This window comes from Enterobacter sp. HK-058-C-ECC, assembly GCF_047531125.1.
GTDB classification, from domain to species: Bacteria; Pseudomonadota; Gammaproteobacteria; order Enterobacterales; family Enterobacteriaceae; genus Enterobacter; species Enterobacter quasiroggenkampii.
This window is the reverse complement of record NZ_JBLKCH010000004.1, coordinates 59,347-85,931: the sequence shown is the minus strand read 5'-3', so window position 1 is coordinate 85,931 and position 26,585 is coordinate 59,347. Positions and strand designations below refer to the sequence as shown.

At 53.8% G+C, this 26,585-nt stretch carries 23 protein-coding genes and 2 tRNA genes; 10 read left to right on the top strand and 15 right to left on the bottom strand.

Annotation, left to right across the window (positions count from 1 at the left end):
- Positions 1-150: 150 nt before the first annotated feature.
- The 7 genes from hcp to ACMWJS_RS10320 form a co-directional block, all read right to left on the bottom strand.
- On the bottom strand, positions 151-642 hold the full coding sequence (gene hcp / locus ACMWJS_RS10350) for a type VI secretion system effector Hcp (RefSeq protein ID WP_023325816.1): 492 nt from the start codon (positions 640-642) through the stop codon (positions 151-153).
- A gap of 4 nt (positions 643-646) precedes the next feature.
- Complete coding sequence (locus ACMWJS_RS10345) at positions 647-2,353, bottom strand: OmpA family protein (RefSeq protein WP_414747022.1); 1,707 nt, start codon at positions 2,351-2,353, stop codon at positions 647-649.
- Entirely contained in the window at positions 2,350-3,039 is a 690-nt protein-coding gene (tssL, locus tag ACMWJS_RS10340; RefSeq protein ID WP_045909383.1) for a type VI secretion system protein TssL, short form, read from the bottom strand. The genes ACMWJS_RS10345 and tssL overlap by 4 nt, the downstream gene beginning before the upstream one ends.
- Positions 3,036-4,376 carry a type VI secretion system baseplate subunit TssK gene (gene tssK / locus ACMWJS_RS10335; RefSeq protein ID WP_262779279.1) on the bottom strand — a complete coding sequence of 447 codons (1,341 nt, stop codon included), beginning with the start codon at positions 4,374-4,376 and terminating at the stop codon, positions 3,036-3,038. The genes tssL and tssK overlap by 4 nt, the downstream gene beginning before the upstream one ends.
- Before the next feature lie 17 nt (positions 4,377-4,393).
- Positions 4,394-5,938 (bottom strand): type VI secretion system contractile sheath large subunit, encoded by a 1,545-nt coding sequence (tssC, locus tag ACMWJS_RS10330; protein WP_252073014.1) that lies wholly within the window; start codon positions 5,936-5,938, stop codon positions 4,394-4,396.
- 32 nt (positions 5,939-5,970) lie between these two features.
- Positions 5,971-6,468, bottom strand: coding sequence for a type VI secretion system contractile sheath small subunit (gene tssB / locus ACMWJS_RS10325; RefSeq protein ID WP_045909386.1), 498 nt, complete (start codon positions 6,466-6,468; stop codon positions 5,971-5,973).
- A gap of 640 nt (positions 6,469-7,108) precedes the next feature.
- Positions 7,109-7,246, bottom strand: coding sequence for a hypothetical protein (locus ACMWJS_RS10320; RefSeq protein WP_159427010.1), 138 nt, complete (start codon positions 7,244-7,246; stop codon positions 7,109-7,111).
- Positions 7,247-7,258: 12 nt separating this feature from the next.
- On the opposite strand from ACMWJS_RS10320, the gene lpxP reads away from it, so the two are divergent.
- Positions 7,259-8,179, top strand: a complete 921-nt coding sequence (gene lpxP, locus ACMWJS_RS10315; protein WP_111967611.1) for a kdo(2)-lipid IV(A) palmitoleoyltransferase — start codon at positions 7,259-7,261, stop codon at positions 8,177-8,179.
- A gap of 358 nt (positions 8,180-8,537) precedes the next feature.
- Complete coding sequence (ypdK, locus tag ACMWJS_RS10310) at positions 8,538-8,609, top strand: membrane protein YpdK (RefSeq protein ID WP_099458937.1); 72 nt, start codon at positions 8,538-8,540, stop codon at positions 8,607-8,609.
- A 52-nt stretch (positions 8,610-8,661) separates the two neighbouring features.
- On the opposite strand, the gene alaC is transcribed toward ypdK, so the two are convergent.
- Positions 8,662-9,900: an alanine transaminase gene (gene alaC, locus ACMWJS_RS10305; protein WP_048029637.1), complete on the bottom strand. Its 1,239-nt coding sequence runs from the start codon at positions 9,898-9,900 to the stop codon at positions 8,662-8,664.
- Between the two features lie 386 nt (positions 9,901-10,286).
- On the opposite strand from alaC, the gene ACMWJS_RS10300 reads away from it, so the two are divergent.
- Positions 10,287-11,993, top strand: a complete 1,707-nt coding sequence (locus ACMWJS_RS10300) for a sensor histidine kinase (RefSeq protein ID WP_045909389.1) — start codon at positions 10,287-10,289, stop codon at positions 11,991-11,993.
- A 3-nt stretch (positions 11,994-11,996) separates the two neighbouring features.
- Positions 11,997-12,728: a LytR/AlgR family response regulator transcription factor gene (locus tag ACMWJS_RS10295; RefSeq protein ID WP_023294232.1), complete on the top strand. Its 732-nt coding sequence runs from the start codon at positions 11,997-11,999 to the stop codon at positions 12,726-12,728.
- 35 nt (positions 12,729-12,763) lie between these two features.
- On the opposite strand, the gene glk is transcribed toward ACMWJS_RS10295, so the two are convergent.
- Positions 12,764-13,729 carry a glucokinase gene (gene glk / locus ACMWJS_RS10290; protein WP_414747021.1) on the bottom strand — a complete coding sequence of 322 codons (966 nt, stop codon included), beginning with the start codon at positions 13,727-13,729 and terminating at the stop codon, positions 12,764-12,766.
- A 205-nt stretch (positions 13,730-13,934) separates the two neighbouring features.
- Between glk and ACMWJS_RS10285 the strand changes: the two genes are divergently transcribed.
- Positions 13,935-15,170 (top strand): ion channel protein, encoded by a 1,236-nt coding sequence (locus tag ACMWJS_RS10285; protein WP_045909392.1) that lies wholly within the window; start codon positions 13,935-13,937, stop codon positions 15,168-15,170.
- Here ACMWJS_RS10285 and ipdC read toward each other — a convergent pair whose 3' ends face one another.
- The gene (ipdC, locus tag ACMWJS_RS10280; RefSeq protein WP_167211807.1) at positions 15,171-16,829 is read right to left on the bottom strand and encodes an indolepyruvate decarboxylase; all 1,659 of its coding nucleotides are present in this window, start codon (positions 16,827-16,829) and stop codon (positions 15,171-15,173) included.
- Between the two features lie 187 nt (positions 16,830-17,016).
- On the opposite strand from ipdC, the gene mgrA reads away from it, so the two are divergent.
- Both mgrA and ACMWJS_RS10270 read left to right on the top strand, forming a co-directional pair.
- Positions 17,017-18,015: an L-glyceraldehyde 3-phosphate reductase gene (gene mgrA, locus ACMWJS_RS10275; protein WP_048224358.1), complete on the top strand. Its 999-nt coding sequence runs from the start codon at positions 17,017-17,019 to the stop codon at positions 18,013-18,015.
- Positions 18,016-18,142: 127 nt separating this feature from the next.
- Complete coding sequence (locus ACMWJS_RS10270; RefSeq protein WP_045909395.1) at positions 18,143-18,490, top strand: DUF2502 domain-containing protein; 348 nt, start codon at positions 18,143-18,145, stop codon at positions 18,488-18,490.
- Positions 18,491-18,523: 33 nt separating this feature from the next.
- Here the strand turns inward: ACMWJS_RS10270 and ACMWJS_RS10265 are convergent, their stop codons facing one another.
- On the bottom strand, positions 18,524-19,762 hold the full coding sequence (locus tag ACMWJS_RS10265; RefSeq protein WP_048029632.1) for an Nramp family divalent metal transporter: 1,239 nt from the start codon (positions 19,760-19,762) through the stop codon (positions 18,524-18,526).
- A gap of 348 nt (positions 19,763-20,110) precedes the next feature.
- On the opposite strand from ACMWJS_RS10265, the gene ACMWJS_RS10260 reads away from it, so the two are divergent.
- Positions 20,111-21,298: a NupC/NupG family nucleoside CNT transporter gene (locus ACMWJS_RS10260; RefSeq protein WP_045909397.1), complete on the top strand. Its 1,188-nt coding sequence runs from the start codon at positions 20,111-20,113 to the stop codon at positions 21,296-21,298.
- Positions 21,299-21,342: 44 nt separating this feature from the next.
- On the opposite strand, the gene ACMWJS_RS10255 is transcribed toward ACMWJS_RS10260, so the two are convergent.
- The 3 genes from ACMWJS_RS10255 to ACMWJS_RS10245 form a co-directional block, all read right to left on the bottom strand.
- Positions 21,343-23,532 (bottom strand): EAL domain-containing protein, encoded by a 2,190-nt coding sequence (locus ACMWJS_RS10255; protein WP_262779283.1) that lies wholly within the window; start codon positions 23,530-23,532, stop codon positions 21,343-21,345.
- Positions 23,533-23,747: 215 nt separating this feature from the next.
- Positions 23,748-23,823 (bottom strand) — tRNA-Ala (locus ACMWJS_RS10250).
- A 41-nt stretch (positions 23,824-23,864) separates the two neighbouring features.
- Positions 23,865-23,940, bottom strand: a tRNA-Ala gene (locus tag ACMWJS_RS10245).
- A 217-nt stretch (positions 23,941-24,157) separates the two neighbouring features.
- Here ACMWJS_RS10245 and ACMWJS_RS10240 point away from each other — a divergent pair.
- Both ACMWJS_RS10240 and ACMWJS_RS10235 read left to right on the top strand, forming a co-directional pair.
- Positions 24,158-24,520 carry a YfeC-like transcriptional regulator gene (locus ACMWJS_RS10240; protein WP_045909399.1) on the top strand — a complete coding sequence of 121 codons (363 nt, stop codon included), beginning with the start codon at positions 24,158-24,160 and terminating at the stop codon, positions 24,518-24,520.
- 1 nt (position 24,521) lies between these two features.
- Positions 24,522-24,914, top strand: a complete 393-nt coding sequence (locus ACMWJS_RS10235; protein WP_045909400.1) for a YfeC-like transcriptional regulator — start codon at positions 24,522-24,524, stop codon at positions 24,912-24,914.
- Positions 24,915-24,959: 45 nt separating this feature from the next.
- Here ACMWJS_RS10235 and gltX read toward each other — a convergent pair whose 3' ends face one another.
- Positions 24,960-26,375 carry a glutamate--tRNA ligase gene (gene gltX / locus ACMWJS_RS10230; protein WP_048029630.1) on the bottom strand — a complete coding sequence of 472 codons (1,416 nt, stop codon included), beginning with the start codon at positions 26,373-26,375 and terminating at the stop codon, positions 24,960-24,962.
- Between the last annotated feature and the right edge of the window lie 210 nt (positions 26,376-26,585).

Here is a 26,585-nt window from a genome sequence, read left to right as displayed (position 1 = left end):
TCTCTTTGTCGGTTCCTGGACACGCTACCGCCCCTCGCTGTTCACCAAAGCGCATAAGGTCAGGCAGGCAGATTGTTTTTTCTTTGCTGAGTGCCCGCATCTCAGACACTCAGCAAAAACTGCGGACAGGAAAACCTGCCCGCATCAGGATTACGCCGTGGCGCGTTCGTTCCAGGAATCGGAATGAATGATGTTGCCGTCTTTGTAGGTCCAGGTGATTTTTTCGTAACGCAGTTCAACGCGCTCAAGGTGGTTGTGCTTCTCTTTAGAAGGATCCTTGATGTCATACATTTCAGGATTCACTTTCACTACCTTCACGTTTTCCAGTTTGGTGTTGAAGTACTCCACTTCCTGGCCCGCGTCGTTGATTTTGTACCACTTGAATTCAGCGGATTTCAGGGTCTGACCGGTTGTCACCGCCTTGTACAGATACGGGCTGGAGGAATCGATTTCCTTCGTGAACAGGAACGGCGTGTGGATACGGGTGCCGGTCAGCTTGCCGGTGTTGTTGTCGGTTGGGATGTACAGGTTATGCTCCTGTGCAACCACTTCGATGCTGCCTTCACGATCCTGAACGTCAACAGACCCTTTGATGTCCGCGCCGCCGTCGTCCTTCAGCCAAAGATAAACAGGAATTGCCATGGAATTACTCTCCATTGTGTAGTGAAGCGCCATCATCCTGCGATGGCGCCTGGTGTTTGCCGGGTATCTGACAGGCATTCGCCTGCGGTACCAGACTGATTTCGACACGGCGGTTGAGCGCACGCCCTTCCAGGGTGTCGTTGGTTGCGACAGGACGGCTTTCGCCATAGCCCTGCACAGCAAAACAGCTTTCGGGCACGTCGCCCGTGTCCCGCATCCAGTTGCGCACCGCTTCGGCGCGTTTCAGAGACAGCGTCTGGTTCAGCTGCGGATTGCCGGTGTTATCGGTATGCCCAGACACGACAATCAGCCAGCCCGGTTTCGCTTTGATGCCAACCAGTGAATTCACCAGCATCCTGGTGGAACCTGCTTTCAGCACGGACTTGCCGGAATCGAACAGCGACATGCTGTCGAGCCTCACTATTTTCGGTACTGGTTTTGGGGTTGGCTGCGGTTTAGGAGGCGGCGGCATATACGAGCGGATCGCTTCCAGTAGGGGTATCCGTAGACGTTCCCCTTGATAAAGCCCCAGGCCCAGCCGGACCGGTACGCCGTTACGTGCATAGTCATCCAGCAACGCAGAATTCTCACGAAGGGCCGCAACGGCGCTAGCTTTCGGGCCGTAGTCATCCGTGGAAAGACTGTCGTAACGGGCTATATCGAAGCTCACGCGATGCAGCAACTGGCGATTGTTCCAGCCACTGCTGAGCAGCGCGGCGATGACCGCCAGGGTGAAAAGACCAAGGGCACAGCGCCAGGTGCGGGCGCGGGGAGTAAGTCCACTTCCTTCCGGTAGCAGCGGCAGGATGAAATCCGGTAAGGGTGAGATCACCGTGCTGTCCGTCCCTATCGGTTGCCAGCCGGCTACCTGCTGCATGGCAGTATGACGCGATAACCATGCCGTCCAGGCAGAGGACGCAAGGCTTCCGGCAAGAATCGGTCCCATTCCCCACAGCAGCGCTGCAGGTGCAATGACCGGAACATCAGGATTCTCATCGATGAATACCGCCTGGACATGCTGATGGAACCAGCTCATCAGGCTGTTCATCAGCACCTGCTGCTGCATCACAGGCGCACCGCCAGTGGTGACCCACGCGGCGATCGAACAAGGCGCATTCGACTCACGCCAGACAGTCCACCCTTCACCCGGAATAGCGGCCTGCCAGAGCATGTCATCCGTCATCGCGCTGCCAATCTGACCATTCAGAATGAGTGGCACAGACTGTCCCGTTTCTTTACGCAACTGGCTGATTTGCCAGCGCAGAGCCAGCAGACGACTTGTCAGGGCTTCGCTGTCGACATGTTTCTGCGGGCAGATACTGACCATCACCGACAGCTGACGCCCCCAGTCCGGACGCTGCCACAGAATCTGACGGGCAACCTGCTCCAGATCCTGATGGTCCTCAACGCGGATCCAGCATCCCTGCGTGACGATCAGTACTGGTGACTGCTGCGGCCAGGTCAGAGGCATATCGCCACAAACCAACACCACAGGTTGACGGTAAGTAGTTTCAGGAAGGTCATCCAGACGCAGGTTGACGTCATGCTCCGCACGAGGTCTGGCGATATACCAGAACGCAACGATAACCCCGATCATCGCCAGCAGAACGAGCACTGAAGCCAGCCGGGATAACGGCAGAAAAGCCAGGCAGACCACAGAACTCAGCAGGGCAGCCCACAGCGCAAGCCCGCGCTGTTGTACAGGACTCATTTTACGACTCCCGGCAACAGGGTCAGCAGCATCTGATCGAGCCAGCGATCCAGTCCCCACCAGAGTGCGGCAAGAACAATCACGCTCAGGCCGATACGCGCGGGCCATGACGCCAGCCAGCCTCCCGCTCCCCGTCCGCTGCGGCTCTCTGCCAGAACTGGATGGGTCTGCGGGTAGCTGAACGGTGTAACGCGCTCATTGAGGGCGCTGACCAGCTTCTGGCGTTCCGGATCGTTTAGCGCACGAAAATCTCCGAGGAATCCGAGCATCATTACCCGCTGGAAGCAGGTCAGTACGGCATTATCTGGTGCAGGTTCACGCAGCACATCGCGCATCCTGTCACACAAAGTGTCACCCGCGTCCATTGTGCCGAGGAAGTGTCCCTGCAGAGGAATGTCATACCACTGCACACAGGCATCATCCTCTACACCGCGCCCTTTGACTGCCTCATCAAGCAATGCACATTGTGCAGTGAGGATATGCTTACAGCTGGCTTCATCAAGTTCACTCGCTTTCAGTTCACGCTGAACGCGTTCCACATCAGCGATACAGCGTTCCCACAAGACCCGACCTTCGCCTTCCTGAAACTGCGGGCCATAGCGAAGGCTGATGACCTGAAGCCAGGTATCCTGCAGCAGTGCGTCAATATCAACAGACACGACAGCGCCGTGTTTACGTTCACTCATGTTCTCAATACCGCAAAGAGTTCAAGTTCAGGCTCGCCGAGCATGCCCGGGACGTAAAACATACATGTCCCACTCTGGAGCATTTCAGTCGCCAGAGGATGGGAGAGATCGAGACTGAAATACTGATTTTCCAGGCGCAGTGGAATGGCGGCTGGCACATGGCGCAGCGGCGTCAGCGGCACGCCCACGCGGGAAGAGTTGACGATCCCGCGCACATGGTCAGGGCTGCCCACCTTACACTGGCGCGGAAACTGCTCCTGCAGTTGCGCCACCGGAATCGGTGAGCGCACAGAAAGATAGTAATCAGCCCCTTCGCGCAGACGCGGGTCATGCAGGCGAGCCTGCCAGAAGTGCAGCCGTGGGTCATAGTCGAGTGCCAGGGCCACCACGCGTGACGGCAGGCTGGCTTCAAGCAGATCGCCAAGCAAATCAAACAGCGGTGGAAATACCGCATTGAGTTGCTCGTGATGCCAGGCAGGTATGGCGCTCACCTGATGTTCCAGGGAAAAGGTCAGCAGGCTCCCCGCAAGGCGAGAAAGTTCCGGATACAGACGTTCCGGTGGGCTTTGAAGATTACGCTGGAACTGACCCAGCACGGGCTCGGCACTGTTCAGCGCGTTGAGCAGCCAGAACAGTGATACATCTGCCACGGCGAAATCAGCCATGCGCTCATTGCTTTCACGCCGCATTGCCATCAGACGGCACAGTCGCGCCCGCAGTTGTGTCAGTAGTTGTTCCAGTTGGGTAACCAGCCAACGGCTGCCCTGGAGGGTCAACAGCGGAGGAAGAAATGTTTCATCCAATAGCCATGTACCCTGCGAGTCTTGCTGCAGGCGGGCGACCGGACAAGTCAGATAATCGCTGTTGTTCTGATGGGCAAAACGCAGCGTCAGTTCAGGCTGCATCACGGCAATCTGACGAGTGTCTTCCCCAAAGGTATTGCGTACATCCCGCCAGCGCTGACGATATCGCACCGGACGCTCGGCCACCTCATCGGGTTTCAGGCAGTTGCCGCCGTTCGCCCGCAGTAGCGGGAGTGCCAGCACCACCGTCACCTCCTGCGATTCGCTTTCAAGCGACAGTACCGGTGGCAGCGAATCAGCATTGTCTGTATCAATCAGCGTACCGTCCTGAAAACGGACATGCAGATGACGGGCCTGAAGACGCCCAAGCCTGAGAGCTTCCGACTCGAAGGTAGCATTTATCACCCCCCACGGGCAGGAGAGGCCCAGCCGGGCTATACACTCGGCAGACCAGGCCGCATACGCGACCTGTTGCTGAAAATGCTGGGGAGCGACCATAATGCCCCTACCCCATAACGGTTGTTCCGTTTTCATCGGCTTCCTGCCTGTTATTACGATTTCGCTTTCGGCATCTGGGAAACCAGCGACAGGTTGACGTCCATCCCTTCCACCTGGAAGTGCGGAATCGCATACAATTTCACGCGGAAGAAGCCCGGGTTATCCTCAATATCTTCCACCACCACTTTTGCATCACGCAGTGGATGAGATGCCTGAAGTTCGTCGCCCGGATCGGTCATTTCGGTCACCAGACCGCGGACCCAGGTGTTCAGCTCCAGCTCCAGCAATCGGCGATCCTTGGTGGTACCGATGTTCTCGCGCTGAATCAGCTTCAGGTAGTGGGCGATACGCGACAGCAGGAAGATGTACGGCAGGCGGGCGTTGATACGGCTGTTGGCCGTTGCATCTGCGGTGTCATACAGCGCCGGTTTCTGGGCGGAGTTGGCTGAGAAGAAGCAGGCATAGTCGCGGTTTTTATAGTAGGACAAAGGAATAAAGCCCAGATTCGCGAACTCGAATTCACGCGTTTCAGGGATCATGACCTCAGACGGGATTTTTACCTGATTGCCGGTACCCAGGTCATACAGATGGATAGGCAGATCCTGAACCGCCCCGCCAGCCTGCGGGCCACGGATTTGTACACACCAGCCATTATTGATGAAGCTACGCACCATATTGGACGCGAAGGCAAACGACGCATTCGTCCACAGGTATTTGTCGTGATCCGGACCTTTGACTTCTTCAACATAGTTGAAGCTGCGAACCGGAACGGTATCCGGGCCATACGGTAAACGTCCCAGTACGCGGGGCATCACCAGACCGATGTAGCGAGCGTCGTCCGTATCGCGGAACGATTTCCACTTGATGTACTCCGCGCGGTCAAAATAGTTACCAATATCTTTAATCGCCGCGACGTCTTCCATGGACTCCTTGAGGAAGAATTTCGGGCCTGCCGAGCCGATAAATGGCATATGTGCAGCCGCAGATACTTTAGAGATGTTGCGCAGCAGAGCGACATCCTGCGCTGAAGCATCGAACTCATAAGCGGAAATCAGCGCCGCAATCGGCTCGCCGCCCGGGGTATCGTATTCATCAATGTAGGCGTGTTTATAGAGACCACTCTGGATAATTTCCGGGCTGTCTTCAAAGTCCTGGCGAAGGTCTTCTTTAGACATGCTCAGAAGCTCAATTTTCACGTTCTGGCGAAAATCTGTTTTATCAACCAGCGACTTCACGCCGCGCCACAGGCTCTCAACCGCCTGAAACTCTTCATGGTGCATAACGGCGTCGAGCTGGCGGCTTATCTGGTAATCGAGCTCAGCGATGTGGTGATCGATCAGGCTTTTATCCAGTTTTTCGACCTTCGAGCCTGCCTTGGTCAGGCATTCCAGAAAGACCTGCATACCTGCGGTGAGACGCTCGTCAGCGGTCGCATCCGACATCGCCTGCGCATCTTGCCAGATATCCAGCGCGCTCAGCTCGGAGACCGGGTTCAGATTAATTTTCTCAAACAGTGAAGCGTATACCCCACCCACAGCAGGGCGTTCCAGCACCACGCTTTCCCCGCCAGCAGTATTATTTTGTACAGACATGAGCATTCCTTGATTAATCCGTTAAAACAGCATGATGGTTAAGGTTTTTTTGAAGCCAGTGCGGATAGTTCATTTCGCAACTCAGCACTAAGTGACTGGTCAAGAACGATTTTTTCCAGCTCTTTTCGGAAAGTCTGGTTATCCAGCAGGTTGGCTTTCAGATCGCGGAGCAAGTTGCGCATTGCCAGCATCGCCTTCAGCTGTGGAATTTGGGCAGCCACCTGCTCTGGCGTGAAATCTTTCATGCTCTGGAAAGTCAGCTGAATGTTGTCCTCACCACCATCGTCAGACAGCGTATTTTTAACGGCCAGGTTAACTTTTGGGGAATATTCGGAAAGAACGCTGTCAAAATTATTTTTGGTGATGTTAATCTTTTCGCGCTCAGATATTGTCGCAGATTCCTGCCCATTACTGAAATCACCCGCAACAAGCAATTTCAAGGGTAATTCCATTTTCTTGCTTGCTCCGCCAGTATGCAGGTCAAGCTTCAGGTTAATACGTGCCTTAGGCACCTCATTCTGAAAACTGTCAGCCATCTAATCATCCCTCTTTGTTTTGCTATGCCAACTTCACGGTATCGTTCTTGATGCGCAATAATAGAATAATGATCGGAACAAAATCAAATACACAGATCATTAATCCGACACAAGAATTTTCTTAAGAATTTTCTTCTAAGACATTATCGTAAATAGGACAACCAAATCAGGAAAAGAAACTGCTCTTTTCGCACAAATCGAATATTTGTATCGCAGAAGGGGTTGTAGCCAGAGAGATGTTTATAAAAACATCATGTTTTGATTTGCATCACAGCATAACGTCAAAAAGCGCGAAAGAACGACAATATCTTATTGCGGCACGATTAAAAGAAGACAGGAATTGATGAAAGCAGATGGCTATTCCATTGATGGTATGAATAACGCTTAAGAATTTTCACGAAGAAATTTCTTATTTATTATGCGGAGGAATAAATAAAGGCGTAAATGTTTAATTTGGCGCAAATCAACAATACCGTTTTTTTTCTTTACGCCTTCCCTCTGAGCGCTAACGCTTTTGCCTTCCGCTCAGGCAGGAAAGGCGCTTTCATGCGACTGCCTATAAAATCTGTAAAATCAATCACCTTCCGAACTGCCGCTTTTTTAATCAAAAACGAGTAATAGCACATATCGTATAACGGTGCTACATTACGCCGCCCGCCCAAATCAGCAGTGGCCAGGCAACGCCGTAAAGTTCGGTAAAGCCTGCAACCATCACCTTGAAGAACGGTCTTATCGGCACGTCGTATCGCAAACTCTGCGCTACCTTTACAGGCTTCACATAGGTTTCACTATTTTGTCTCAATCCAAATTTCAACGCGCGTTTTTACACCCGCGTTACTGGTTTACATGGTTTGGTCTTGGCGTTCTCTGGCTGCTGGTTCAACTTCCGTACCCTGTACTGCGTTTGCTGGGGTCGAAACTGGGCAGCGCTTCCCGCGTCTTCCTGAAACGTCGCGAATCTATCGCACGGAAAAATATTGAGCTTTGCTTTCCGCAGTACAATGCCGAAGAGCGCGAGAAGCTCATCGCTGAAAACTTCAAGTCTATCGGCATGGCGCTGCTTGAAACCGGCATGGCCTGGTTCTGGCCGGATGAGCGTGTCCGTAAGTGGTTTGATGTAGAAGGACTGGATAACCTGCAACGCGCGCAGATGCAAAAACGCGGTGTGATGGTCGTCGGCGTTCACTTTATGTCGCTGGAACTGGGTGGCCGCGTGATGGGCCTGTGCCAGCCAATGATGGCGACCTATCGACCACACAACAGTGCGCTGATGGAGTGGGTCCAGACGCGTGGCCGCATGCGTTCCAATAAGGCGATGATCAGCCGTAACAATCTGCGCGGTATGGTCGGTGCCCTGAAGAAAGGTGAAGCCGTCTGGTTTGCACCCGATCAGGATTATGGACGTAAAGGCAGCAGCTTTGCGCCTTTCTTTGCGGTTAAAGATGTTGCGACGACTAACGGCACCTTTGTCATATCTCGTTTGTCAGGCGCCTCAATGCTGACCGTAACGATGGTGAGAAAAGCAGATAAATCAGGCTATCGTCTGCACATCTCTCCTGAAATGGCTAACTATCCGGAAAACGAGTGCGAAGCCGCGGCGTTTATCAATAAAGTCATCGAAACTGAAATCATGCGTGCGCCAGAGCAGTATCTGTGGATGCATCGTCGTTTCAAAACCCGCCCTCTTGGCGAAGCCTCGCTCTATATTTAAGCCTTTCATTAAGGTTAGTTTCGCTAAGAAACTAACCTTTTCAATCACCTGTCATCCCGTTGAGAAATCGTCTTTCATTGCGTCGCCCAAAGTGAATTTATTGCGATGCGAAATCAAACTGTCGCCGTTCCACGACACTCGTAAGTAACGGAAATTATTTAAAAAAATCCCTCTTGTCACCCCTCATTTTTAGGCGTACATTAGCGCCGTCTGGCAACAGGAAAGCACAGAATTCTGAGCTGGAGTGAGCGGCGTAACGGGAAAATTCTCATTTCCGTTTTGACCGGATTTCAGTTCTCTATAATCAGGTGGACTCTGTTTTTAAATGCGTACCACAAGATACGCGGAGCGATGAAACGTGAAATATTTCTTTATGGGCATTTCGGTGATTGTTTTAGTCTGGGCCGGAACCTTTGCCCTGATGATCTAGTGAAGAACATGCAGTCAAAAAAACAGGAGCCATCGGCTCCTGTTTTTTTATGTCATGTCGACGCGGGATGTTCAGACACGCTCTTCGACGAAAGAAGGCCGTCGGCCCGGAACATACTCTTGATGCCCCTCACCGCCTGACGAATGCGGTCGCTGTTTTCAATCAGGGCAAATCGCACATGGGTGTCGCCATAATCACCAAAGCCAATGCCCGGTGATACGCATACCTTCGCATCCTGCAGCAGCTTTTTGGCAAACTCCAGCGATCCCATCGCCGCGTACGGCTCCGGAATTTTTGCCCAGACGTACATAGACGCCTTCGGCATTTCCACCATCCAGCCCGCTTCATGCAAGCCCTTTACCAGCACGTCACGGCGGCGCTTATACTGGGCGGCAATCTCGTGAACGCACTGCTGGTCGCCTTCCAGGGCAGCGATAGCCGCGACCTGTAGCGGCGTGAAGGTACCATAGTCGTGGTAACTCTTAATGCGCGCCAGTGCGCTCACCAGCGTTTTGTTACCCACCATAAAGCCAATACGCCAGCCCGCCATGTTGTAGCTTTTTGACAGCGTAAAGAACTCGACCGCCACGTCACGCGCGCCCGGAACCTGCATGATGGAAGGCGCTTTCCAGCCGTCATAGACGATGTCAGCGTAGGCTAAATCATGAACCACCAGCACGTCATAACGTTTAGCCAGGGCGACGACTTTCTCGAAGAAATCGAGCTCCACGCACTGGGCGGTTGGGTTTGACGGGAAACCGAGGATCATCATCTTCGGTTTCGGATAACTTTCGCGAATCGCACGCTCAAGTTCGTTGAAGAAATCGACACCTTCCACCAGCGGAACGGAACGGACCTGCGCCCCGGCAATCACCGCGCCGTAGATGTGGATCGGGTAGCTTGGATTAGGCACCAGCACCGTATCGCCATGATCCAGCGTGGCCAACATCAGGTGTGCCAGCCCCTCTTTCGAGCCGATGGTGACAATCGCTTCACTTTCCGGATCGATATCAACCTGATAGCGATCCTGATACCAACGCGAGATCGCGCGACGTAATCTGGGAATACCGCGAGAGGTCGAGTAGCCGTGCGTATCCGGACGCTGGGCAACCGTGCAGAGCTTTTCAACGATATGCGGTGGCGTTGGGCCGTCAGGGTTACCCATGCTGAAATCAATAATATCTTCGCCGCGCCGACGCGCAGCCATTTTCAGTTCAGCAGTGATATTGAAAACATAAGGGGGGAGACGATCGATACGCGTAAAACGGCGTTCAGGACTGAATTCAGCCATAGATTCCTCAGATTAACGTTAGCGCCCGGACCGTCCGAGCGACGCTGCCACCGATGTGGCATGCTTAGAAAATAACCTGAAAAAAATCATGCTGTCGAGAGGGAAATGAAAAAAAAGCGATAGCATGAAAACCGGAACCCGGCAGTGCCAAAAAGCGGAAGCCCCTGTTTCAGGGTTGGCTTTCTGATAGCCGTTATTTAACAGGATGATATCAAAACAGTTACCTGACGATACGCTGGCTATAAAAAATCAGGCCATGTCCGTGACCGCCGGACAATCCCCTTTAATAATTATGGTTTTTCCTCATTTGATAAACCTGACGGATAGCTGGTCAATACGCGTCAGGTTTTTTATCATGGTTCTTTCCCGTTTTCCCAGGTCTACTCGTGCACGAAATATTCACTATGCTGCTGGCGGTTTTTGACCGTGCGGCATTAATGCTGATTTGCCTGTTCTTCCTCATCCGCATTCGCCTGTTTCGCGAGCTGTTGCACAAATCCGCCCACTCGCCAAAAGAGCTGCTGGCCGTTACCGCCATCTTTTCGCTGTTCGCCCTGTTCAGCACCTGGTCAGGCGTGCCGGTAGAGGGCTCGCTGGTTAACGTGCGCATTATCGCCGTGATGTCCGGCGGAATTTTGTTTGGCCCGTGGGTGGGCGTTATCACCGGAGTGATTGCCGGAACCCATCGCTACCTGATTGATATCGGCGGCGTCACGGCGGTGCCCTGCTTTATTACCAGCATTATCGCCGGGGTGCTCTCCGGCTGGATCAGCCGCAAAATCCCGAAAAAACAGCGCTGGCGCGCAGGGATCGTCGCAGGCATGGTATGCGAAACGCTGACCATGATCCTGGTCGTCGTCTGGGCCCCGACCACCGCGCTGGGGCTGGATATCGTCTCGAAAATCGGGATTCCGATGATCCTGGGCAGCGTGTGCATCGGTTTTATCGTGCTGCTGGTGCAAAGCGTTGAAGGGGAAAAAGAGGCCAGCGCCGCCCGTCAGGCCAAGCTGGCACTGGATATCGCCAACAAAACGCTGCCGCTTTTTCGCCACGTTAACGCGGAGTCGTTGCGTCAGGTCTGCGAGATAATCCGCCACGACATCCACGCAGACGCCGTCGCCATCACCAACATTGACCACGTGCTGGCCTACGTTGGCGTCGGGGAACACAACTATCGCGACAACGATGACACCATCAGCCCAACCACCAGACAGGCGATCAATTACGGTAAAATCATCATTAAAAATAATGACGAAGCCCACCGAACGCCGGAAATCCACTCGATGCTGGTTATCCCGCTGTGGGAGAAAGGCGTCGTGACGGGCACCCTGAAGATTTATTACTGTCACGCGCATCAGATCACCTCCTCGCTCCAGGAGATGGCGATTGGCCTGTCGCAGATTATCTCCACCCAGCTGGAAGTCTCCCGTGCAGAACAGCTGCGTGAGATGGCAAATAAGGCAGAGCTGCGCGCGCTGCAGAGCAAAATCAATCCCCATTTCCTGTTTAACGCGCTGAACGCGATCTCCTCGTCCATACGTCTTAATCCGGACACCGCGCGACAGCTGATTTTTAACCTGTCGCGCTATCTGCGCTACAACATCGAGCTAAAAGATGACGAGCAGATCGACATCAAAAAAGAGCTGTATCAGATCAAAGACTACATCGCGATTGAGCAGGCGCGCTTTGGCGACAAACTCACGGTCATTTACGATATTGATGAAGAGGTCAACTGCGTGATCCCGAGCCTGCTTATCCAGCCGCTGGTCGAAAACGCGATTGTTCACGGCATTCAGCCCTGTAAAGGCAAAGGCGTCGTCACCATCAGCGTCACCGAAAGCGGCAACCGCGTGCGTATTGCGGTGCGCGATACCGGCCACGGCATTGATCCAAAAGTCATTGAGCGCGTGGAGTCTAACGAGATGCCCGGAAATAAAATCGGCCTGTTGAACGTGCATCACCGGGTCAAGCTGCTTTACGGCGATGGGCTGCACATTCAACGTCTTGAACCGGGCACCGAAATTGCTTTTTACGTCCCGAACGAGCGCACTCCCGTTCATTCAACAACATCACTGTTGCCCCAGGTGGAGTAACCCATGAAAGTCATCATTGTAGAAGATGAAATCCTGGCTCAACAGGAGCTAACCTGGCTTATCAACACCCACAGCCAGATGGAGATTGTGGGCACCTTTGATGACGGTCTGGACGTGCTGAAGTTTCTGCAGCATAACCGGGTCGACGCCATCTTCCTGGATATCAACATTCCGTCGCTGGATGGCGTATTGCTGGCGCAAAACATCAATCAGTTTGCCCATAAGCCGTTTATTGTGTTCGTGACCGCATGGAAAGAGCACGCCGTAGAGGCCTTCGAGCTGGAAGCGTTTGACTATATCCTTAAGCCTTACCAGGAGTCGCGGATTGTCAGCATGCTGCAAAAGCTGGAGGCCGCATGGCAGCAGCAGACCGCCCCCGCTAGCGCCAGCCCAACGGTACGGGAAAACGACACCATTAATCTGGTCAAAGATGAGCGCATCATCGTGACGCCGGTCAATGATATCTACTATGCCGAAGCCCATGAAAAGATGACGTTTGTTTATACGCGGCGGGAATCTTACGTGATGGCGATGAACATCACCGAGTTTTGCAGCAAGCTGCCTGCGTCACACTTTTTCCGCTGCCACCGCTCGTTCTGCGTGAATTTAAACAAGATCCGCGAGATCGAACCGTGGTTTAACAACACCTATATCTTGCGCCTGAAGGATCTGGATTTTCAGGTGCCGGTGAGCCGCAGCAAGGTGAAAGAGTTCCGCCAGCTTATGCACCTGTAACGAAAAAGCCCTCTCCCGTGGGAGAGGGCCAGGCATCAGAGAATCTGACCGAGAACCTGACGCAGGTGGGCACCCGACCCCAGCAGGCCTGGGTTATCATGCACGATCAGATAAACCGGGATGTCCTGCACGTAGCTTCTGAAGCGCCCTTTATCCTCAAACCCGCCGCGGAAGCCGGAGGCTTTAAAGAAGTCGAGGAAGCGCGGCACAATGCCGCCCGCGATATAAACGCCCCCGAAGGTGCCCAGCGTCAGCGCCAGGTTGCCGCCGAAGCGTCCCATAATCACGCAGAACAGCGACAGGGCACGACGGCAGTCAATGCAGCTGTCCGCCAGCGCGCGTTCGGTGACGTCTTTCGGCTGCAGGTTTTCCGGCAGACGACCGTCCGACTTCACAATCGCCCGGTACAGGTTCACCAGCCCCGGTCCTGACAGCACGCGTTCGGCGGAGACGTGGCCGATCTCCGCGCGTAATTCTTCGAGGATAATGCCCTCTTCTTCGCTGTTTGGCGCAAAGTCAACGTGACCGCCTTCACCCGGCAGGCTCACCCAACGCTGAGCAACGTGCACCAGATGTGAAACACCCAGACCGGTACCGGCCCCGTAAACCGCAATCGGCTTACCTTCGACCGGTTCAGCGCCACCGAACTGGATCAGATGCTCAGGCGTCAGCATCGGGATCGCCATGGACACCGCGGTGAAGTCATTGATGATTTCAAGATGCGCAAAGCCGAGGTTTTTTTTCATCTCGGCGATGGAGAATGCCCAGGTATGGTTGGTCATGGCGACCCAGTCACCGGTTATCGGACAGGCAATGGCGATGCAGCCATCTTCGACGCTTACCTGATGCTCGTCCAGATAGACGCGGACAACGGCCTCAAGACTTGGATAATCCAGCCCGGAATAGGTTTTCGCCCGGGAAATTTCACCGCTACTTACATCGCATAATGCGAGGCGCGCGTTCGTGCCGCCCACATCACCTACCAAAGCATACTTTGTCATTCTTCTACTGCTCCGCTAAAGTCAGAATAAATCTTTGGGACACTGTAAATTCAAGGCGTGATAACAACAACGACCGGAAGGTGAATGCCCATGGATTATCGATCTTCGTCACAGAATAACTTTACCGTTTCAGCACCTTTTGCACTATTGCCATAAGGCTTAATGTGCAAAGTAACGTCATACCGTTTTGTACAAGGAAATCATCATGCTCCACCCGCGAGCCAGAACCATGCTGTTGCTGGCCATTCCGGCGCTCATCATTGGCGTGGTTTCAAGTCTGGTGCTCATCGTCGTGATGAAAGTCGCGTCGGTGCTGCAAACACTATTATGGAACGCGCTTCCTGCAGGACTGGGCGTCACCGCTGACTCTCCTGCCTGGATCGTTGGGATGCTGACGTTAACCGGTATTGCGGTGGGCCTGGTGATCCGTTTCAGTCCCGGCCATGCTGGACCAGACCCGGCGCAGGAACCGCTGATTGGTGCCCCGGTTTCCCCTTCGGCACTGCCGGGGCTGATTATCGCGTTGATTCTCGGTCTGGCCGGCGGCGTCAGCCTGGGGCCAGAGCATCCGATTATGGCCGTGAATATTGGCCTGGCGGTTTTTCTCGGTTCACGCATTTTGCCCCGCGTCGGCGCGCTGGACTGGACCATTCTCGCCTCAGCAGGCACCATCGGGGCGCTTTTCGGCACGCCCGTGGCGGCAGCACTGATCTTTTCGCAGACGCTCAGCAGTAATAACGATGTCCCGCTCTGGGATAAACTGTTTGCTCCGCTGATGGCCGCCGCCGCCGGGGCGTTGACCACCAGCCTGTTTTTCCATCCCCATTTTTCACTCTCCCTGCCCCACTACGGCCAGATGCAAATCGCCGATATCTTCAGCGGCGCCATCGTCGTCGCCATCGCCATTGCGCTGGGCATGGTGGCAGTATGGTGTCTTCCACGTCTGCACCGGCTGATGCATCGACTCAAACACCCGGTGTTAATTCTGGGAGCTGGCGGTTTGATCCTCGGTATTTTAGGCGCAATCGGCGGGCCGGTGACGCTGTTTAAAGGGCTGGACGAGATGCAGCAGCTGGCTTTCAGCCAGATATTTAGCGTCTCCGACTATCTGCTGTTTGCCGTGATCAAGCTGGCAGCGCTGGTGGTGGCGGCCGCCTGCGGTTTCCGTGGTGGACGCATCTTCCCGGCGGTCTTTGTCGGCGTTGCGCTGGGGCTGATGCTGCACGAACATGTCGATGCGGTCCCGGCGGCGATTACCGTCTCTTGTTCTATTCTGGGGTTGGTTCTGGTGGTCACGCGCGACGCGTGGCTAAGCCTGTTTATGGCGGCGGTCGTCGTGCCGGATTCGACGCTTTTCCCTCTGCTTTGTATCGTGATGTTGCCCGCCTGGCTCCTGCTGGCGGGCAAACCGATGATGATGGCCTGGCGAAACGACAAATAATCAGGCGCTATTGCGCGCTTCCAGCGCTTTGGTGATCGCCCCCAGCAGCGGTGGGATATCGGCTTTCGGCAGCATCACCTCAATCAGCGAGAGCCGCTCGTGATGCGCCACTTTTTCAAGGACGTCCGCCAGCTGCTCCGCTTCACTGACCCGCCAGCACTGGGCCTGAGGATCAAGGCTCAGTGCCTGCGGGATTTGCGTCCAGTTCCATAGCGCAATGTCGTTATACCGCTGCTCAGGCCCATGGATCGCTCTTTCAACCGTATACCCTTCGTTGTTAAGGACCAGAATGATGGGGTGTTGTTTATCCCGCAGCATCGAGCCGAGCTCCTGGATGGTGAGCTGCGCCGCGCCATCCCCCGTCAGAACAATCACGCGCCGGTTCGGGCAGGCCGTTTGTGCGCCAAATGCCGCCGCCAGCGTATAGCCAATCGATCCCCACAGCGGCTGGACGATAAAATTCACATCAGCCGGCAGACGAAGGTCGATCGCGCCGAAGGCCGAGGTGCCCTGATCCGCAAGAATGATGTCTCCCGGACGAATAAACGTCTGCAGCGTTTGCCAGAAATTCGCCTGCGTCAGCGAGCCATCCGGCTGCGGGTAGGCCATCGCGCTTTGAGAGGACGGCACGGGCGTCTCGTGCACGTGCTGTTTGCACAGCTCCACCAGCGTTTCGATTGCCTGAAGCATGGGGATGCCGGTAAACCAGATATCACCAACGCGTGAGGCATGAGGCTGAACTTCTATCGTCTGCGCCGGGGTGAGCTGATGCGTGAAGCCGGCGGTCAGGGTATCGGTAAATCGCGTGCCGATGCACAGTACGGTATCCGCCCCTTCAATTGCCTCTTTTACCGCGCCAGCGCTCGCCGAACCGCTGTAGGTGCCGTAAAAACCAGCGTGACGCTCGTCGAATATCCCTTTGCCCATCAGCATGGTGGCGTGTGCCATCGGCACGTCTTTGACCCATTTCTGTAGCGCCTGCTTCAGGCCATGGCGCAGGACAAGGAAATCGGCCAGCAGTGCAGTACGCTTGCTCCTGGCAAGCCTGTTTTCTGCAGCATCCCGGAATGCTTTCAGGCAGGCGCTATCGGCATGCGTATGCCGGAGCGTGAGAGCGTTTACAGGAGGGGTGGCGGCTTTTTTTGCCACGTCGGCAGGCAGCATCAGATAGCCGGGGCGACGCTCCCGGAGCATGGTCGTTAACACCCGGTCGATTTCATAACAGGCGTTTTGTTCGGTCAGGATCGCCTGCGCAGCGGTGATCGGCTCGCTCATATGATAAAAATGACGAAACTCACCGTCGCCCAGCGTATGGTGCAGCAGCTCACCTCTTTGCTGTGATGCCATTCCCGGCGCACCCACAATATGCAAGACCGGAACGTGCTCGGCGTAGCTGCCCGCAATGCCGTTCATGGCGCTTAACTCTCCTACGCCAAATGTCGTCAGTAGCGCGGCGAAGCCCTTACAACGGGCATATCCGTCAGCGGCGTAAGAGGCGTTTAATTCGTTGGCACAGCCCACCCAACAGATATCCGGGCTGTCTATTACATGGTCGAGAAACTGCAGGTTATAGTCGCCCGGCACGCCAAACAGATGATCGGCTCCACAATCTGTAAGACGGTCCAGCAGGTAATCGGCGACGCAGTATGGGGTACGCATAAACAGGTATCCTTCTAATGTTTTGACCTCACCTTGAGTATTAAATAAGCGTGATGGGTGTCCAGAATTGGCGATAAGAAGGACATGGAAAGAATGCTTTACAAAAAAGGCTGCGCTATGCTGCTTTTTTTCACGTAAATGTAAACGCATACACTGATTTTTCACTTCAGCGCCAGAGGTTACGAAAATGGGTTATCAGCCGGACAAAAATCGTTACGGGACAATGGAGTATCGCCGCTGCGGACGAAGCGGGCTCAGGTTGCCCGCCATCTCGCTTGGGCTGTGGCATAACTTTGGTGACGCCACCCTTATCGAAAACAGCCGTCAACTTTTACAGCGTGCGTTCGATCTGGGCATTACGCATTTCGACCTTGCCAACAACTATGGCCCGCCTCCCGGATCCGCGGAACGTAATTTCGGCCGTATTTTGCAGGAGGATTTCCTGCCCTGGCGCGACGAGCTGATCGTCTCCACCAAAGCGGGTTATACCATGTGGGAGGGTCCGTACGGCGACTGGGGATCGCGCAAATATCTGCTGGCAAGCCTCGATCAAAGCCTGAAGCGCATGGGGCTGGAGTATGTGGATATCTTCTATCATCACCGGCCAGATCCGGAAACGCCGCTGCAGGAAACCATGAAAGCGCTTGACCATGTGGTGCGTCAGGGGAAGGCTCTGTATGTCGGATTATCCAACTACCCGGCTGTTCTGGCTCGCCAGGCGATTGATATCCTTAATGACCTCGGGACACCCTGCCTGATCCACCAGCCGAAATACTCCCTCTTTGAACGTGCGCCGGAAGCGGGACTGCTGGACGTGTTGCAGGAAAAAGGGGTCGGCTGTATTCCCTTCTCGCCGCTGGCTGGCGGGCAACTGACCAATCGCTATCTGCACGGCATTCCTGCAGACTCACGCGCGGCAAGCGGCAGTCAGTTCCTTAAACCCGATCAGCTCACCGAAGAGAAGCTGGAAAAAGTCAGGAAGCTGAATGCCCTGGCAGAAAGTCGCGGCCAGAAGCTGTCCCAGATGGCGCTGGCCTGGGTATTACGCCATGAGGCAGTGACGTCGGTGCTGATTGGGGCAAGTAAAGCGGCTCAAATTGATGACGCCGTGGGGATGCTGGCAAACCGCCATTTCTCAGAGGAAGAATTGGCCCACATAGACGCGATCCTCAGCAGCTCAAAATAACACCGTTTTTAGCAAAAAGTGCTCTCACCCAGGAATTCGGAGTTGAGGCGATGATACGAAGGTTTACCAACTCGTAAAATTGCGTTAACAGGCCCAACAAAGGCCCCGATCGTGAAGGAGAAAGAGTATGTTCAGGTCACTGATTCTTGCAGCGGTATTACTGGCTTCGGCGCCGCTGATCGCCACTGCGGGCGAAATCACCCTGTTGCCATCAGTAAAATTACAAATTGGCGATCGTGACGACTACGGCAGATACTGGGACGGCGGCTACTGGCGCGACCGTGATTACTGGCATCGTCACTATGAGTGGCGCGGTGACCGCTGGTGGAAACATGATAACGGCAGACACCGCGGCTGGTATAAAGACAGCGCCTATGAGCGCGGTTACCGTGAAGGCTGGCGGGATCGTGACGACCGTCGCGGCGGCTGGGGTCGCGGCAAAGGTCACGGACATGGTCACCACGGCCACGACTAACAGCAAAAAGGAGCCTCATGGCTCCTTTTTCTTTTACAACCCCAACGCTGTGCCAATCAGCAACCACAGGTTCAGCGCCACGACCACCACCACGATGGCCCACCCGGTCCGTTTCACCAGCGTCGAGTTGACCAGCTCACCCATCAGGGTTTTATCGCTGGTAAAGATCAGCAGCGGCACCAGCGCCAGCGCAATACCAAAACTGAGCAGCACCTGGCTCATGACCAGAATTCGCGTGGGGTCGAGCCCCATCAAAATCACCACAAATGACGGCAGCATGGTGACGGAGCGGCGCACCCACAGCGGAATATGGAACCGGACAAACCCCTGCATCACCACCTGGCCTGCCAGCGTACCCACCACTGTAGAAGAGAGACCAGCAGCCACCAGGCTAAGGCCAAATATCGTGGCGGCAGCATGGCTCAGCAGCGGCTCCAGCGTGAGATACGCCTGGTCGAGATCGGCAATACCGGTATGACCGTTAAAGTGGAAAGCGGCGGCTGCTGTTGCCATCATCGCCAGATTGACAAACCCCGCGATGGTCATGGCGATCGCCACGTCCCACTTGGTGGCGGAGTAGCGCTCTTTACGCGTCCCACCGTGGAGATGCTGGGTCAGCGAGGAGTGCAGATAAATCACGTGCGGCATGATGGTCGCTCCCAGCACGCCGGCGGCCAGGAACACCGCTTCCGAGGTTGGCAGGCTTGGGATCGCCATCCCTTTAGCGAGCTGTGCCAGATTCGGCTGTGAGAAAATCAGTTCGACAATATAGGCCGCCGCCACAAACAGCAGCAGTCCGCCAATGACCTTCTCCAGCGGCTTTTGACCCCGACGCTGTAGCATCAGGATCAGGAACGTGGCAATCCCGGTCAGTACCGCCCCCTGCAACAGCGACACGCCCAGAATCAGCTTAAAGCCGATTGCTGCGCCGATAAATTCAGCGAGGTCAGTGGCCATGGCGATGATTTCAGCCTGAACCCAGTAGAGCCAGACGGCGGGACGCGGATAATGGTCGCGGATTTGCTCCGCCAGGTTTTTACCCGTCGCAATCCCCAGCTTTGCGGAGAGCATCTGAATCAGCATCGCCATGAGGTTAGCCCAGACGACCACCCACAGCAGCTTATAGCCGAAGCTGGCCCCGGCCTGAATATTGGTCGCAAAGTTACCTGGATCGATATAACCAATGGCAGCGATGAACGCAGGTCCCATTAATGCGAACCGCAACTTGCGCGCTGCCCTGCCACTGCTACCCTCTACGCGACTGTTTGTCATTTCTGCCTCTGAAATATAGCCTTTGCTATGTTTAATGCTATCAAAATGAGAATGATTATCAAGATCATTTATAAAGTTTGCAGTGATTTCTCTGATAGCTTTGAACGATAGACGGGCGGGTAAGCTGGGCGATCTAACAGAAACTCAAATCGCGGACTCTTTTGTGAAGACTAGCACACAAACTTAACTTTTCACTCATTTACCTAACATAACAAAAATGTATTGTGGATCACTATTTTTGAGACTCGTCACAGGATGTAACTATAGTGTGTCCTCGATCTCGTTTTCTTTTCGGTTGTTACATAGAATGTGCACGAAAATTAAACCTGCCTCATATTTGGAGCAAATATGGACCGCGTCCTTCATTTTGTCCTGGCACTTGTTGTCGTTACTGCACTCGCATTGCTGGTCAGCACAGACCGCAAAAAAATTCGTATTCGTTATGTTGTCCAACTGCTGGTCATTGAAGTTTTACTTGCGTGGTTCTTCCTGAACTCCAACGTAGGCCTCGGCTTCGTGAAAGGCTTCTCCGAAATGTTCGAAAAACTGCTCGGATTCGCCAACGAAGGGACCAACTTTGTCTTCGGTAAAATGAACGACGAAGGTCTGGCGTTCTTCTTCCTGAAGGTTCTCTGCCCTATCGTCTTCATCTCCGCGCTGATCGGTATTCTGCAGCACATCCGCGTTCTGCCGTTCGTGATCCGTGGAATTGGCTTCCTGTTATCCAAAGTGAACGGCATGGGTAAGCTGGAATCTTTCAACGCCGTCAGTTCCCTGATCCTCGGTCAGTCTGAGAACTTCATCGCGTATAAAGATATTCTCGGCAAAATGTCCCGCAACCGCATGTACACCATGGCGGCAACCGCAATGTCTACCGTTTCCATGTCTATCGTGGGCGCGTATATGACCATGCTGGAACCAAAATACGTGGTGGCTGCGCTGGTACTGAACATGTTCAGCACCTTTATCGTTCTGTCGCTGATCAACCCATACCGCGTTGACGCCAGTGAAGAGAATATCCAGATGTCAAACCTGCACGAAGGCCAGAGCTTCTTCGAAATGCTGGGTGAATACATCCTGGCCGGTTTCAAAGTCGCGATCATCGTTGCCGCCATGCTGATCGGCTTCATTGCGCTGATTTCTGGCCTGAACGCCCTGTTCGCCGCGGTACTGGGTATCTCCTTCCAGGGCATTCTGGGCTACATCTTCTACCCGGTTGCATGGGTGATGGGTGTTCCGGCTCACGAAGCGCTGCAGGTGGGCAGTATCATGGCAACCAAGCTGGTTTCTAACGAATTCGTTGCGATGATGGATCTGCAGAAAATTGCCAGCACGCTTTCTCCGCGCGCGGAAGGCATTCTCTCCGTGTTCCTGGTCTCTTTCGCGAACTTCTCGTCCATCGGGATTATCGCGGGTGCGATTAAAGGCCTGAACGAAGAGCAGGGTAACGTGGTTTCTCGCTTTGGCCTGAAGCTGGTTTATGGCTCTACGCTGGTGAGCGTCCTGTCCGCGTCCATTGCGGCACTGGTTCTGTAACGTTTACCGTTAAACAAAAACCGGGAGCCTGGCTCCCGGTTTTTTTATGCCCGCAATTCTTCCAGCGGTTTGGGTTTACCTATCAGGTAGCCCTGCAGGTAATCCACACCGAAGCGGAGCAGCATCTCCCGCTGTGCCGGTGTTTCCACATATTCCGCGACGACGCAGAGCGATTTCGTCTTTGCCAGATTACACATCGACTGCACGATCATTGCATCCATGTCGTCTGTACAAATATCTTTCACAAAGCAGCCGTCGATTTTAATGATGTCCGCCTGCAGGCGTCTGAGACGCTCATAGTTAGCGTAACCAGTACCAAAATCATCGATGGCGATCCGGAAACCGTAATCCCGCAGTTGCTGAATATTGTTGATACTCGAGCCTGAATTGGAGAATGCCTGCTCTTCGGTAATCTCAATCACGACGGCCTGCGGTGCCACGCCGTACCGTTCAAACAGCGCGCAAATCTCGGTCGCCACCTCTTTTTGCATCAGCGTCAGCGGCATCAGGTTGACGGAAAAACGGGCGCCAGCGTGCGTTGCAGGGTTATCGCGCAGCCACACCAGTAATTTTTCCATGACGCACATATCAAACCGGTGGCTGAGGTTGAACTGCGCAATCAGCGGAATAAAGCGGTCAGGGGTAATAATCTCCCCCTCGCTCTCCATTCGCGTCAGGATTTCATAGTACCCACTCCCGTCCGCCTTCTGGATCGGCTGCGCATACAAATGGAACTGCCCCGCCTCCAGGGCATGCTTAATCCGGGCCAGCATCAGGACACGCTCTGTCGTCTGTCCTGAGGCCGCCTCAAGGCTATTCGTGAGCGCGAGTACGTTTTGCTCTCCGCAGGCCTGTTCTGCCAGCCAGCTCAGTTGCCCCAGCGTGTGATGCAGATTTTCGCCGTTTTCGACCATTCCCCAGGACGCGCCAAACTCAATATCCAGCCCGGTGTTGTTCCAGAAAATCTTATTGCTGTTTAGCCGATCGACCATATGCTGGAGACGTTCAGCAATTTCCGGCCCGAGCAAGACCAGCACCAACTCGCTTCCGGGCAGTTGGAAGAGCAGCTCATCTTTTTGCAGGAGCGGCTGAAGCGACGTGGCGATCGTTCGTTTGCAGTGGACCCGCATGATAATGCCGTAGTGGCGGCTCAAAAACTCCAGATTGTCCATGCGCAGAATGCACACTTTGGCATCCGGATGGATTTCAAGGTAATCCTCCAGCGCACGAATATTGGGCAAACCGGTAAGAGGATCGGTCAGCGCCCTGTCCTGCCAGCCCCGCTTCAGCCACTCGCTGCGCTGGTAAATTCGCGACATGTAAAGCAAGCAGATGGCGAAAGAGATCAGCACGGAGAGGATAAAGGAGAGCGAATGGCCCGATTCCACCCCGTTAAGGAAGTTATAGTTGTAGGTCAGCAGCAGGAGCGCTGAGGTGGCCCACAGCAGAGAAATCAACGCATAGGTCAGGCGGCTTATCGCTAAGGTAAAAAGAATAAAAATCAGCGGCATCAAATAGCCCGCAATGACCGGTGATTCAAAAGGACCACATAAAATGACGAGAATGAAGCCTAAGAGCATCAGCCAGACAAAAATATATAATGGATTCTTGTGATAAAACACGGGCTTCACGCTTCGCCGCCAGAAGGCGATGGCATAACGAGGATTAATTATCATTCTTAATGGGTAATAGAACATCATGGTAAAAATCAGCCCCGCGCATATCAGGCTTTGAATATCCACAACGCTATAAATTACCGTTCCTTCGCCAAAATAAGTTGAAATAGTCACCGGAAAATCAAACAAATAGCCTGCCATATACATCGACAGCTTAATACCTAACGGCACCATAAAACCGAGCCAGAATATACGTAGCCCAATGTGCTTGTTAGGAATGCTGTGGCGCCAGCGCTTGCCCAGCATAAGGCGTAGCAGGCCGCACGCCGCGAACAGCGCAAAGGTCTGACAGAAAAGCAAAACTGAATATTGTAGCGGTGCTAAATCAACATAAAATAAATTAGTGACAGTAAAACCTAACACAATGGGAAGAATTGCCCGGCGCCCAAATATCAAAATTACCGCCAGCATCACGCTGAGTGGCAACCATGCTAAATAAACGTCATGACCATTAACAATTGCACGCGGAGAGAGATAACGGGAGACAGGTACCGCAATCAGGCAAAGTGCCAGGGCAATCATAAATATCTTTACATTATTATACGTTTTTCTATTCATTAAGTTGGGGAATATATTATCCGTCCGAATCATTGACCGGATGGATAATAGGTTTATTAATTGCACGAATCAAGTTCAAGTCTATTTATAGACTGGTTTATTGATGCCGATTGAGGAGAGGTACAGGAATACCTTCTTTTTGATAACAAAATGCAGTAATGGACGTTACAAACAGATAAAAAAAACCCTCGTCATATGACGAGGGTTTACAATTTTGGTGGAGCTAAGCGGGATCGAACCGCTGACCTCTTGCATGCCATGCAAGCGCTCTCCCAGCTGAGCTATAGCCCCACATGTGACTTTACTGACCGCACTCTGTTGGGTTCAGAGTTTGGTGGAGCTAAGCGGGATCGAACCGCTGACCTCTTGCATGCCATGCAAGCGCTCTCCCAGCTGAGCTATAGCCCCATCGTAAAGCTGTCATGTTGACGGGCGGCATAATATGAATTCCGCTGCGGAGTGTCAACGGCAAAATCAATGACCGCCGTTCGATCGCCGAAAAATCATGCAAATGAATCACTTTGCGAGCGTGCTCGTAATCAGGAGTTAAGCCTGTCACGTTTTCACGTAAAACGGTGCTATAAAATGAGCCGTTAATTAACCCCACAGATATTCAGGAAATTGTATGATCAAGGAACGAATGACGCCAGAAGAGTTAGCCCTGCTCACTGGCTATAGCCGCCAGACCATCAATAAATGGGTACGCAAAGAGGGTTGGATTACGTCACCAAAACCAGGCGTCCAGGGCGGAAAAGCGCGCCTGGTACATGTGAACGAAAAAGTCCGTGACTTTATCCGCAGCGCACGTCGGGCAAGCGAAACGTCCGAACTGCCAGAAGGCACCAGCCATGATCGTTCGCTTCATACCCTCCTCCTGACGCTGGCTAATGAAATGACGCCGGAAGAGCAGAAGCAGATGACATCGCTGTTATTACGGGAAGGGATCACCGGATTGTTGCAACGTTTAGGGATACGCGATCGGGACTGATATGAAAAGATTACGGAGCAAAATGACCACGGAAGAGCTGGCGGAAAGTTTGGGCGTCGCCAGACAAACGGTCAATCGCTGGATACGTCAGCAGGGATGGAAAACCGAAGGGCTCAACGGCGTGAAAGGCGGTCGCGCGCGGCTCATTCATGTCGATGCACGCGTGAAGGAACATATAATGAGTCTCCCGGCGATCCGCAACCGTCAGGCGGTTTACCATCTCGCGGAGGCCACGTCTGCCTATAATGGCCCCTCTTCAAACCTGTCTCCGGGCATTATAGAGACGCTGGAGAGTATGACGCCGTCAGAACAGAAGCGTCTGGACGCCTTTTTGAAACGCGAAGGCATTCACGGTTTTCTTACACGTCTGGGTATCGCGGAAAAAGAGGCATAAAAAAAACGGCAGGTTACCCTGCCGTTTGTTTTTTCTTAGACGTGATTACTGCTGATTTTCACGTTCAGCGATGTAGTCCAGCGCCTTGTTAATGCGCGCCACGCTGCGTGATTTGCCGATGGCATGAACCGTTACGTCCAGCGCCGGAGACTGACCTGCACCGGTCACCGCAACGCGCAGTGGCATACCGACTTTACCCATACCGACTTCCAGCTCGTCCGCCGTCGCCTGAATGGCGTGATGCACATTCTCAGCGGTCCACTCGTTGAGGGCAGCCAGCTTGTCACGCACCACTTCCAGCGGCTGACGCGCAACCGGGCGGAGGTGTTTCTTCGCGGCGTCCGCATCGAACGCATCAAACTCTTCATAGAAGTAGCGGCAGCTTTCAGCAATCTCTTTCAGCGTTTTGCAGCGCTCGCCGAGCAGTTTCACCAGATCCGCCAGCTCAGGGCCCGTGCGGGTATCAATATTTGCCTGCTCAATGTGCCACTGCAGATACGTCGCCACATATTCTGGCGGCATGGTATTGATGTAGTGATGGTTCAGCCACAGCAGCTTGTCAGTGTTAAACGCGCTGGCGGATTTGCTGACAGAGCTCAAAGAGAAGAGTTCGATCATCTCTTCGCGGCTGAAGATCTCCTGGTCACCATGGGCCCAGCCCAGACGCACCAGATAGTTCAGGAGCGCTTCTGGCAGATAGCCGTCGTCGCGATACTGCATGACGCTCACCGCACCGTGGCGTTTAGACAGTTTTTTGCCGTCATCACCGTTGATCATGGAGACGTGCGCATAGACAGGCACCGGCGCGTTCAGCGCCTTCAGAATGTTGATCTGACGTGGCGTGTTGTTGATGTGGTCTTCACCGCGCACAACGTGGGTAATTTCCATATCCCAGTCGTCAACCACCACGCAGAAGTTGTAGGTTGGGGAGCCATCGGTACGACGGATGATCAGGTCGTCAAGCTCCTGGTTGCTGAATTCGATCGGGCCACGGATCTGGTCGTCAAAGATCACAGACCCCTCTTGCGGGTTAGCAAAACGCACGACGCAAGGCTCATCAGCAGCATGCTCGCTGTGGTCATGCCGGCAGCGGCCGTCATAACGCGGCTTTTCACCGTTCGCCATCTGCTCTTCGCGCAGCGCATCCAGACGCTCTTTGGAGCAGTAGCACTTATACGCCGTGCCCGCGACCAGCATCTCATCAATGACGGCGTTATAGCGGTCAAAGCGTTTGGTCTGGAAATAGGGACCTTCGTCCCATTCCAGGTTCAGCCAGTTCATCCCATCCATAATGGCTTCAATTGCTTCTGGCGTGGAGCGCTCAAGATCGGTGTCTTCAATACGCAGCACGAACTCACCTTTGTTGTGGCGTGCGAAAAGCCAGGAATAGAGAGCGGTACGTGCACCACCGACGTGCAGATAGCCTGTCGGGCTCGGCGCGAAGCGAGTTTTGATTTTCATGAAATGGCCTTACGTTATAAAGATGCCGGCAATCGGCAAATCCTGGGGAAAAAACGATGGGCAATATTCTATCACTGTGCGGCGATTCCTCAATGTTGTTCCCTGAATCGGGCCCGAGTTTGCGATTTTTGTTTAGAAATCATGCGCCACTGCCCGTTTCGCGATCGTTTTGCTTAATTTTACGACGAACGAATAAAAACTTTAGAAAAT

Coding starts and splice junctions, on each gene's coding strand:
- ACMWJS_RS10270 (WP_045909395.1), top strand. CDS start 18,143: ATGTTCAGGTCACTGATTCTTGCAGCGGTATTACTGGCTTCGGCGCCG.
- ACMWJS_RS10235 (WP_045909400.1), top strand. CDS start 24,522: ATGAAAAGATTACGGAGCAAAATGACCACGGAAGAGCTGGCGGAAAGT.
- tssC (WP_252073014.1), bottom strand. CDS start 5,938: ATGCTCATGTCTGTACAAAATAATACTGCTGGCGGGGAAAGCGTGGTG.
- ACMWJS_RS10255 (WP_262779283.1), bottom strand. CDS start 23,532: ATGAATAGAAAAACGTATAATAATGTAAAGATATTTATGATTGCCCTG.
- ACMWJS_RS10285 (WP_045909392.1), top strand. CDS start 13,935: ATGCTCCACCCGCGAGCCAGAACCATGCTGTTGCTGGCCATTCCGGCG.
- glk (WP_414747021.1), bottom strand. CDS start 13,729: ATGACAAAGTATGCTTTGGTAGGTGATGTGGGCGGCACGAACGCGCGC.
- tssK (WP_262779279.1), bottom strand. CDS start 4,376: ATGAAAACGGAACAACCGTTATGGGGTAGGGGCATTATGGTCGCTCCC.
- gltX (WP_048029630.1), bottom strand. CDS start 26,375: ATGAAAATCAAAACTCGCTTCGCGCCGAGCCCGACAGGCTATCTGCAC.
- ACMWJS_RS10260 (WP_045909397.1), top strand. CDS start 20,111: ATGGACCGCGTCCTTCATTTTGTCCTGGCACTTGTTGTCGTTACTGCA.
- tssB (WP_045909386.1), bottom strand. CDS start 6,468: ATGGCTGACAGTTTTCAGAATGAGGTGCCTAAGGCACGTATTAACCTG.
- hcp (WP_023325816.1), bottom strand. CDS start 642: ATGGCAATTCCTGTTTATCTTTGGCTGAAGGACGACGGCGGCGCGGAC.
- ACMWJS_RS10265 (WP_048029632.1), bottom strand. CDS start 19,762: ATGACAAACAGTCGCGTAGAGGGTAGCAGTGGCAGGGCAGCGCGCAAG.
- mgrA (WP_048224358.1), top strand. CDS start 17,017: ATGGGTTATCAGCCGGACAAAAATCGTTACGGGACAATGGAGTATCGC.
- tssL (WP_045909383.1), bottom strand. CDS start 3,039: ATGAGTGAACGTAAACACGGCGCTGTCGTGTCTGTTGATATTGACGCA.
- ACMWJS_RS10295 (WP_023294232.1), top strand. CDS start 11,997: ATGAAAGTCATCATTGTAGAAGATGAAATCCTGGCTCAACAGGAGCTA.
- ACMWJS_RS10240 (WP_045909399.1), top strand. CDS start 24,158: ATGATCAAGGAACGAATGACGCCAGAAGAGTTAGCCCTGCTCACTGGC.
- ACMWJS_RS10345 (WP_414747022.1), bottom strand. CDS start 2,353: ATGAGTCCTGTACAACAGCGCGGGCTTGCGCTGTGGGCTGCCCTGCTG.
- alaC (WP_048029637.1), bottom strand. CDS start 9,900: ATGGCTGAATTCAGTCCTGAACGCCGTTTTACGCGTATCGATCGTCTC.
- ipdC (WP_167211807.1), bottom strand. CDS start 16,829: ATGCGTACCCCATACTGCGTCGCCGATTACCTGCTGGACCGTCTTACA.